Origin of the sequence: Actinoplanes sp. NPDC051633 (genome assembly GCF_040681735.1) — a bacterium.
Classification (GTDB): Bacteria; Actinomycetota; Actinomycetes; order Mycobacteriales; family Micromonosporaceae; genus Actinoplanes.
Window position 1 is genome coordinate 1 of sequence record NZ_JBFAZH010000164.1, and the last position, 9903, is coordinate 9903.

General features: G+C 69.9%; 6 protein-coding genes. 3 read left to right on the top strand and 3 right to left on the bottom strand.

All coding sequences use genetic code 11. The annotated features are described in order from the left end of the window. Window positions 1-401: 401 nt before the first annotated feature. A complete protein-coding gene (locus AB0M20_RS12420) occupies window positions 402-6536 on the top strand; it encodes a polymorphic toxin-type HINT domain-containing protein (protein ID WP_364297358.1) in 6135 nt (2044 codons plus the stop codon). A gap of 11 nt (window positions 6537-6547) precedes the next feature. Continuing rightward, window positions 6548-7117 (top strand): suppressor of fused domain protein, encoded by a 570-nt coding sequence (locus AB0M20_RS12425; protein ID WP_364297360.1) that lies wholly within the window; start codon window positions 6548-6550, stop codon window positions 7115-7117. 16 nt (window positions 7118-7133) lie between these two features. Here the strand turns inward: AB0M20_RS12425 and AB0M20_RS12430 are convergent, their stop codons facing one another. Together AB0M20_RS12430 and AB0M20_RS12435 are read right to left on the bottom strand one after the other, a co-directional pair. Beyond that, entirely contained in the window at window positions 7134-8042 is a 909-nt protein-coding gene (locus tag AB0M20_RS12430; RefSeq protein WP_364297362.1) for an alpha/beta fold hydrolase, read from the bottom strand. Further along, on the bottom strand, window positions 8035-8442 hold the full coding sequence (locus AB0M20_RS12435; RefSeq protein WP_364297364.1) for a Rid family detoxifying hydrolase: 408 nt from the start codon (window positions 8440-8442) through the stop codon (window positions 8035-8037). The genes AB0M20_RS12430 and AB0M20_RS12435 overlap by 8 nt, the downstream gene beginning before the upstream one ends. Before the next feature lie 182 nt (window positions 8443-8624). Here AB0M20_RS12435 and AB0M20_RS12440 point away from each other — a divergent pair, with 182 nt between their 5' ends. Then, window positions 8625-9701: a class I SAM-dependent methyltransferase gene (locus tag AB0M20_RS12440; RefSeq protein WP_364297366.1), complete on the top strand. Its 1077-nt coding sequence runs from the start codon at window positions 8625-8627 to the stop codon at window positions 9699-9701. Here AB0M20_RS12440 and AB0M20_RS12445 read toward each other — a convergent pair. Further along, window positions 9679-9903: hypothetical protein (locus AB0M20_RS12445; RefSeq protein ID WP_364297368.1), on the bottom strand; the 225-nt coding region annotated here is incomplete at its 5' end. The genes AB0M20_RS12440 and AB0M20_RS12445 overlap by 23 nt on opposite strands.

Genomic DNA, 9903 nt, shown 5'->3' on the forward strand with positions numbered 1-9903 from the left:
TATGGCGGATGTATTGCTAGAATTGATTCTGATATATTTTCTGATATTGATTTAAGGATTTTGATCAGCAGCCGCCGCGGCCGCGGCGGCAGCGGGTGGCAGGGCACCCGCGACCAGCGGAACCCCGGTGAGAAGGAGGCCTAAGGCCAGGCCGGATCTGAAAGTTGGGCGCGCTGAAGCAGCGCGCAACCAGGTGCGACGCATTGATGATCTCCCCCGTATGTCGATCAAGACGGAGGGTAGGAACAGGAAACAAAACTGTCAATGAACTTCTGAAAACGTGACCGAACGACCGAGTTATGAATTTAAATGTTTCTCGGCGTTAGGGCAGATCTTGGACACTCCTCCGGCGCGGACCGTGCTTGGCTCGTCACGGATCTTCACGGGGGAGGTACTGGACCATGGCGTCTGCCCATGTTCTCGCGCGAGCCCGATGGCTCGCCGTCCTGACCGCATCACTACTGACAATCACCCTCGCTCCGCCCGTCGCATCGCGTGCACGTGCTGCCGAGCCGGGTGAGGTTCCCAAGGTCACCGCCGGCCGGGGCCCGCAGCAGCGGCCCGTTCCGGCCGGCGCCGCGTCCGTTAAGGCGCTCTCCGACAGCGAACGGCCGCCGGTCATGCCGCCGCGCGTGCGGTCGGGCGGCGCCGCCGAGAAGGTGTCCACACAGGAGCTTCAGCGGATGGCGAGGGCCGCCGCACCCGGCGACCCCGCGTTCACCGATCTGGTGCTGCAGTCCGGCTTCGTGCTCGGCGACACCTCGCTGGTCGCCTACTTCAACGTCGCCGACGACTCCTTCGACCGGTGGCGGGTCGACCTGTTCGACGCGACCACGAGCACCCGGCAGGAGTCGACCACACTGGACAAGGCGGAGCTGGGCAGCGGCTCCTGCGGGACGTGGGAGTACTGCCGGTCGTTCGGCGCCGCCGACGGGTGGACGCTGGACGCCGAGCGGCAGTACTTCATCACCATCACCGCGCTGTTCGACGGCGGCGGCGAGACACCGTCCGCGCCGTCCGGCCGGGCGCAGCCGCGCAACGTGGTCAACCCGCCGGACATCCCGGCCCGTCAGGCCGCCGGCTGCGGGTGCAGCGGCGCGCTCGGCATGACCGACGCCAGCCAGGCGATCCGCGCGATCGGCGTGAACACCGGCACCGGCGCGTTCACCCGCACCGAGCGGGACCTGGCGATGAAGTCGTTCGGCGTCACTTTCACGTCGACCCGGTCCTACTCCTCGCTCAACGGCGGTCAGTCCGCGTTCGGGCCCGGCTGGGCCTGGGTCTACGACATGCGGGTCACCGAGTCCGAGGGCGGCGCCGTGGTGCGCGCCGAGGACGGCTCCGAGGTGCTCTACACGCTGACCGACGGCGCCTACCAGCGGCCGGCCGGGGTGCGGTCCACGCTGCGCAGGGCCGGCACCGGCTGGGAGCTGGTCACCCGCCGCAACATCGTGTACGCGTTCGACGCGCAGGGCCGGCTGGCTTCCATCCTGAACCCGCGCCAGGTCGGCCTGCGGTTCACGCACACCGACAAGCTGATCACCATCCGCGATGCCAGCGGCCACCAGGCTGAGGTCAAAGTGGACGCTGGACTGATCCGCGAGATCGAGTTGCCGGACCACCGTGAGGTCAGCTTCGAGTACACCAACGGCCTGCTCACCAAGGTCGAGGACGCCCGCGGCGAGGAGTGGAAGTACCGCTACGACACCGCCGGCCGCCTGGCCCAGGTGATCGATCCGTTCCGCGTCACGCTGCTGACCAACGAGTACGACGCGACCACCGGCCGCGCGGTGAAGCAGACCGACGCGCTCGGCAAGGCGACGACGTTCCTGTGGCGGCCCGAGCGGCAGGAGGCGGAGACCACCGACGCCGACGGCGTGACGGTGTGGGACGGCTACAAGGGCAACGTGCTGCTCTACTCGCAGCGGGGCAACGGCGACGTCAGCCACCACCGCTACGACGGCACACTGAACCGCAATCTGGTCGTCAACGGCAACCAGAACCAGCACGAGTCGCGGTACGACCCGGCGGGCAACCTGGTCGAGCAGTTCGCGCCGCAGCGCCGGTTCAGCGAGAAGGTCGAGTACGACGCCCGCAACAACCCGACCACCCGCACCGACGCCGACGGGAACAAGTGGGTCGACCGGTTCAACGAGTTCGACGAGCTGGTCGAGAGCACCGACGCCGAGAAGCACAAGATCTCCTACACGTACGACAACCGCGGCATCCCGCTGACCATCACCGATCAGCGCGGCAAGGTCACCACCTTCGAGTCCATTCCGGACGGCAGGCTCAACGCGGGTCTGCGGACCGCGGAGATCTCGCCGGAGGGACGACGTTCTGAGCTCGGGTACGACAAGACCGGGCGTCGCACGTCGGCCACCGACCCGCGGGGGACGCTGCCGAACGCGAGGCGGTCCGACTACACGTCGGTGACCTCGTACGACGCGCAGGACCGCACGGTTGCGACGCTGGAGGCCGGCAAGCGTGATCCGTCCCGGGCGAGGTTCGACAAGGCTGGGCGGCTGGAGAGCCGGACCACGCCGGAGGGCGTGACCACCCGGTACACGTACCTCGACAACAACGCCGTCAAGGCGGTGTACGAGCCGCGGCGCACGGTCAAGTACACCTACACCGACGCCGGTCGCCGGGCCACCTCGACGATCGACGTGCAGCACGGGCCCGACTCGGTGACCAGCTGGGCGTACAACGCCAAGGGCCTGGTCGAGTCGGTCACCTCGCCGCGCGGCAACGTGCCGGGCGCGGTCAAGGCCGACTTCACCACCACCTACGTCTACGACAAGAACGACAACATCATCCAGATCCGCCGCCCGTACCCCGGTGGGGTGATCGTCACCAAGGACTTCAAGCCCGACGACCTCGACCGGACCACCGAGACGATCGACGAGTTCGGCGAGAAGTCGTCGTTCGAGCGTGGCAACCGGGGCGAGGTCCGGTCGACCACCGACAGCCTGGGCCGCAAGAACTCGATGGAGTTCGACAAGAACGGCCGGCAGACCGGCATCCGGGACGCGAAGGGAGCGCAGACCAAGTCGGAGTACGACCCGGCCGGCAACAAGATCAAGGAGATCTCGCCGACCGGTGGCGTGACCACCTTCGTCTACACCGACGACGGATTGCTGGCCTCGGTCACCGAGCCGCGCGGCAACGTCGAGGGCGCCGACAAGGCGCGCTTCACCACCCGGTTCGAGTACGACCCGGCGGGGAACCGGGTCCGCAGCATCGACCCGCTGGGCAACACGACCTCGACGAAGTTCGACGCGTCCAACCGCACGGTGCTCAGCACGGACGCCCGCGGCAACAAGACCCACTACACCTACAACCAGGACAACCAGACGCGTACGGTCACCGGGCCGGACGCCCGGTTCGACGACGACGATCCCGAAGAGGACTCGACGCTGTACTCGTACGGCGACGACGGGATGCTCGAGGCGGTCCGTGACCCGAAGGGTCACCGCACCGAGCTGCACTACGACGAGGCCGGCCGGCTGATCCGCAGCACCGACCCGCTCGGCCGCAGCACGTACGTCAGCTACGACGTGGAGAGCAACCGCACCCAGAACGTGGTGCTCGCCCGCAACGAGGACCCGTCGCGGCTGTCCGCCGCCGAGCTGGCCAAGCGCACGACGGTCGACACCTACGACATCGTCGGGCGGCGGGACAAGCGCACCCTCGGCTCGGAGGGTCCCGTCTACACGTGGGGCTACGACGCCAAGGACCGGGTCACCTCGTACGGCGACCCGACCGGTGTGCGTGCGGTGGTCTACGACAACGAGGACCAGATCAAGACGGTCACCCGCAAGGAGGCGGGCCGGCCGGACGAGACGTTCACCTACACCTACGACGAGCGGGGCAACGTCGAGACCCGGCAGTACGCCGACGGCACCCGGGTGTCGTTCGGCTACGACGCGGCGAGCCGGATCACCTCGCTGACCGCGCAGGGTGGCTCGGCCGGACCGGCCGCGGCGACCTGGGGCTTCGGCTACGACGTGGCCGGCCGGCGGACCAGCACCACGCTGCCCGCGGCGACCGGGCTGACCGAGAACCGCTCCTACGACGACGCCGGCCGGCTCACCGCCATCGGCACCGAGCGCACCGGCGACCCGGTGGAGGGCGTGCAGGACCCGGTGTCCCGGTACGACCTGACCCTCGACCAGGAGGGCAACCCGACCCGGGTGGTCACCACGCGCGGCGGCGTCGCCGAGTCGGTCGCCTACGCCTACGACGAGGCCGACCGGCTCAAGTCCGCCTGCTACGCGGTCGAGTCGTGCTCCGGCAAGCCGAAGCCGGCCGGCCGGATCGACTACGAGTACGACCTGGTCGGCAACCGCACCGAGCAGAAGCGCACCGGCACCGCGGGCGACGACGTCACCGAGTACGAATACGACGCCGCCGACCAGCTCGTCGAGGAGGAGGTCGAGAGCGACCACCACGAGCGGGAGACCGAGTACGCGTACGACGTCCGGGGCAACCAGATCAAGGCCGGCGGCGACCGGTTCAGGTACAACCTGGACAACACCGTCTCGTCGGCCACGGTCAACGGCCGCACCAGCACCTTCGCCTACGACGCGACCGGGCTGCGGCTGTCCTCGACGACCGCGACCCCGAACGCCGCCACGACGACGCAGCGCTGGTCGTGGGACGTCGCGGGCACGCTGCCGCAGATCGCGGTGGACACGGTCACCGACCCGTCGGGGGCGGTGCTCGAGAAGCGTGGCTTCACGTACGGGCCGGACGACGAGCCGCTGGCTCTGCTCGACCCGGCGTCGGGCGCGCACTCGTACACACACGACTGGCTGGGCGGCATCGCCAACATGCTGTCGCCGACCGGCACGATCGAGAAGGGCTACGACTACGACCCGTTCGGCAACCCGCGGGTCGGCGAGTCCCTGGCCGGGCAGGCCATCCCGGAGGGGCCGGGCCTGGAGAACCCCATGCAGTTCCACGGGGCGTACCAGGACTCGTCCACGGGCGACGGCAACTACTTCATGCGCGCCCGCAACTACAACCCGGGCAGCGGGCGGTTCGCCACCCGTGACCCGATGCCGACGGGTGTCGCCGCGGCGTCCTCGTACGTCTACGGCGCCAACAACCCGATGGCGTACTCGGACCCGACCGGCCTGGTGACCGACGCCGGCCCGACCACCACGGCCGACCCGGCCGCGGTGCCGACCGGCCCGTCCCCGGAGGAGCTGGCCAAGGCCAACCAGCTGCAGTCCAAAAGCACGCTGGACGTGATCCTGGAGGCCGGCGGCCAGATCCTGATGGAGTTCCTCGGGATCAACGACATCATCAACTGCCTCAAGGGCGACCTGCTCGCCTGCGTCTCGATGATCGTCGGGGCACTTCCCTGGGGCAAGATCTTCAAGGCCAAGAAGATCGCCGAGGCGATCTACCGCGCCGGCAAGGCCGTCATCACGTTCTTCCAGGAACTGAAGTGGGCCAAGGCCATCATCGCGGGCGCGGAGAAGGCGGCCGAGGCGGCGAAGGCAGCCGCGGCGGCGGCGGCCAAGGCAGCCGCGGAGAAGGCGGCGGCGGCCAAGGCGGCGGCCGAAGCGGCGGCGAAGAAGGTCGCGGCCGAAGCGGCGGCCAAGGCGAAAGCCCTGGCAGCCAAGGCGAAAGCGAAAACGAAGAAGGGCTCCGACTCGGCGGACGGGCCGAGCGGATGCCACAGCTTCGTCGCGGGTACGAGGGTCCTGCTCGCCGACGGCTCGGCCAAGCCGATCAGTCGCGTGCGGCCGGGTGACACCGTCTTCACGACCGACCCGGTCAGCGGTGACACCGAGCGCAAACAGGTGACCCGCACCATCCGCACCGACGACGACAAGTCGTTCGTAAAGCTGTCGGTCAAGGGCGGCACGGGCAAGAACACCATCACCACGACCGACAACCACCCGTTCTGGTCCGCCACCCGCGGACGCTGGGTGGACGCCGGTGACCTGCGCCCGGGCGAGATGCTCAAGACGTCGGCCGGCACGTCGGTGCAGGTCGGTGCGGTCAAGGCCTACCGTGGCCAGCACCGCACGTTCGACCTGACCGTCGACGGCATCCACACGTACTACGTGGTTGCCGGCGACACCTCGGTGCTCGTACACAACACCAACGGAGAGGCGTGCCGCAGGGCCGCCAACGGGCGGTTCGAGGCGGACCCGGACCGGCGCCAGCCGGGCGAGGTCGACGAGGACGGCATGCTGCGCGGCACCAATGAGCCGGGCTTCGTCACCAGCCGGCCGTCGCTGCGCACCAGTGTGGAGCAGCGGGTCTGGAACGAGGCCGAGGTCGGGCCCAATGGCGGCCGGATGTGCCGTCGTGCCGGCCCGAACTGCACCGGCGAGGTGATGGTCGCGCCGGGCTCACCGCAGCAGCGGGACTGGGATTACGGTCACGACCAGGGCGACGCCTGGAGCAACACGCAATTCCCGCCGGACGTCGAGCGGCCGACGGTCATCGACAGATATCACCAGGGTGGCGGGGTAGAATGTATCCCGTGTAACCGCGGTGCCGGCGCCGACTGATTGGTTGACGGATGTCCCTGCTCATTGACCATCTGGAAAGCCGCCTGGGCAAGATCCAGTCAGGTTGGACCCGCGATCCGGAGGGCAATGAGCTGGAGTTCCAGGTTGCGGAGTTCCGGGGAGGTGGCCAGCTGCCGGGCTCGACGTCGTACGCGACGCTCGGGCTCAGTAACCACCGCCTCCCCGGCCCGTCCGGCGGCCGGGAAATGTCGATGGAGTTCCTGATGTCGACGCATTCGGCGTTGGCACCGGGCCGTTTCCCGCAGGCGCTGCAATTCCTGACAAAGGAAGTGCTGCGCCGGCACACGGCCATTTTGAAGGGCGAGACCTTCACGCTGCCGTTCACGGTGGCCGAGAACAGCGAGATGTCGACGCTCTACGCGGCCGTCCCGGGCTACTTCGACGACAAGTTCGACGCGGTGGACATCGAGGACGGCCGCGGCGTGGCCATCGTCTGGATGGTCCCGATCACCGAGGCGGAGCGCGGTTTCGTCCGAGAGGCCGGTTGGGACGCCTTCGAGCGCGAGCTGGTGAAGAAGGACCCCGACCTGCTGGACCCGAGGCGGCCGTCGATCCGCTGACTCGCCGCTGTGCCGGTCACGGGCGGATCCGATCACGGCGGACGCCGGCCGCGAGGGCGGCGAGGCGGTCGAGGGTGATCTCCGGGTCGGCGAGGTGGCCGGCTTCGTCGTCGACGAACGTGGTCGCGCCGGGGACGTGATCGGCGAGCCAGGCCCCGTGCGCGGCCGGGACCATGACGTCCCGGCGGCCGTACCGGACGATGACCGGCACCCGGATCTCGGTCACGTCGAAGCCCCACGGGCGGAGGAAGGCGAGATCGTCGTCGACCCAGCCCTCAACGCCCCGGCGGAAGGCTTCCCGCGTCGCCTCGACGAGGGTCCGCTGGACGTCGTCGCGGGCGAGCACCTGCCGGTCGGCGTCGGCGAGTTGCCAGTCGTCGGAGAAGACCTTCTCCGGGTCGGCGGTCATCCGCGCGAGGTCGGCGGCGGCGAGGTCGACGAGCTCGCGGTGCAGAACCTTCTCGCCCTGCCGGGCCCAGCCGAACTCGGTGACGTTCTCGGCGTCCATGCCGGCCGTCCAGTCAAGGCCGGCGGCGTCGAACGGTGCCACTCCGACCACGCATTCGGCCACGACGACCCGGTCCGGCAAGCGCGCCGCGACCGCCAGCGCATGCGGCCCGCCGCCGGACCGTCCCGTCACCGCGACGCGGGACAGGCCCAGCGCGTCGAGGACCGCCTCGACATCGCCGACGCAGTCGACCACCCGCCGGCCGGCCATCCGGTCCGAGGCGCCGTACCCGGGTCTGTCGTAGGTGATGAGGTCGATGCCCGCGCGGCGGACCGCGTCCTCGTCCGGGTGCCGCCCGAGTCGTGATCCGGGCGTCCCGTGCAAGGACAGGACCGGTGTCCCGTCGGGGTCGCCCCACCGAGCCACGCCCAGTGCGCGCCCGTCCGCCGCGGTCACCGTTCGCAACCTCTCACTCACGGTGGCCACCCTCGGTGCCCGGGAGGACGGCGACGGCCTCGATCGAGACGAGCAGGCCGTGCGGCAGCCGCACGTTGGCCGGCGCGGACCGGGCCGGCGGTGGCTGCGGCATGTGCCGGGCGTAGACGGTGTTCAGCCGGTCGAAGTCGTCCACATCGGCGTAGAAGATCGTCGTCTTCACCAGGTCCGCCAGGGACGCGCCGGCCTCGGCGAGCACCGCGCCCAGGTTGCGCAGCGCCTGCTCGGTCTGCGCCTCGATGCCCGGTGGGATCGTCCCGGTGGAGGGGTCGATCCCGGCCATGCCGGAGCAGAAGACGAAACCGCCGGCGACGATCGCCTGGCTGTACGGGCCGAGTGCGGCCGGTGCCCGGTCGGTCGATATCGCGTGCCGAGTCCTCATCGATGGTCCCTTCGCCGGTGGACTGCCGACCCCACTCTCCCCGGATCGGGCCGCCGAGGCATCCGTGCTTACCACGGAGCCGCATCTGCGTGCTGCGCACGGATGTGCCCGGGTCGCGCCGGCGAGCACGCTCCGTCAAGTGCGGGCTCATCCCGGGTCCGCACTCGAGGAGCGGAGCAACAGTGACCACAACCGACATCACGACCATCGACCACACGAAGCTCGAAACCTTCGTCGGGCAGGCGGTCACCGACATGGGCGCGGCCATCTCGGGGCTGCTGCTGCACATCGGCGACCGCCTGGGCCTGTACAAGGCGATGGCCGGCGCCGGGCCGATCACCTCGTTCGCCCTGGCGCAACGCACCGGCACCGCCGAGCGGTACGTCCGCGAGTGGCTCGCCAACCAGGCGGCCGGTGGCTACATCACCTACCACGCGGACGACGGCACGTATGAGCTGCCCGCCGAACAGGCCATGGTGGTGGCCGACGAGGACAGCCCGGTGTTCCTCGGCGGCGCCTTCGAAACCATCGCGTCGGCATACGCCGACCACGACCTGGTGGTCGACGCCTTCCGCACCGGCTCGGGCATCGACTGGCACGAGCACGACCAGCGGCTGTCATCGGGCGTCGTCCGGTTCTTCCGCCCCGGATACGCCGCCCACCTCGTCGGCGAATGGCTGCCCGCCCTCGACGGCGTGGTCGAGAAGCTCCGCGCGGGTGCGAGCGTCGCGGACGTGGGATGCGGACACGGCGCCTCGACGGTGATCATGGCCAACGCGTTCGACCGGTCGACGTTCGCCGGCTTCGACAGCCACGAGCCGTCGATCGAGGCGGCCCGCGAAGCCGCGGCGCAGGCCGGCGTGCAGCAGCGGGCCAAGTACGCCGTCGCGGCGGCGAAGGACCTTCCCGGCGAGGGGTACGACCTCGTGTGCATGTTCGACGCCCTGCACGACATGGGCGACCCGGTCGGCGCCGCGCGGCGCGTCCTTAAGGCCTTGGCGCCCGACGGGACGCTGCTGGTGGTCGAGCCGAACGCCGGCGACGCCCTGGAGGACAACCTCAACCCGGTCGGGCGGACCTACTACGGCCTGTCCACGGTCATCTGTACACCCGGGTCGCTCGCGCAGGACGTGGGGCTGGGTCTCGGGGCGCAGGCCGGTGAACGACGGCTCACCAGCGTGCTCCACGAGGCGGGATTCACGCACGTACGCCGGGCCACCGAAACCCCGTTCACCATCATCCTGGAGGCCAGGCCATAGGCGCGGCACCCATCGCCGCGAGCTCGGCCTCGCCACGTGCCCGGTCCGCCCCGCCGAGGCAGATCAGCGTCCTCGCCCACTGATAGCGGCAGCCGGCCTCGTGCAGGGCGGCGGCCGCGGCGGTCAGCCCGTCGCGGTCGCCGTCGCCGGTCGCCAGGGCGGCCGCACGGTCCACAATGGCCGTGGCGATCCGGTTGCCGGC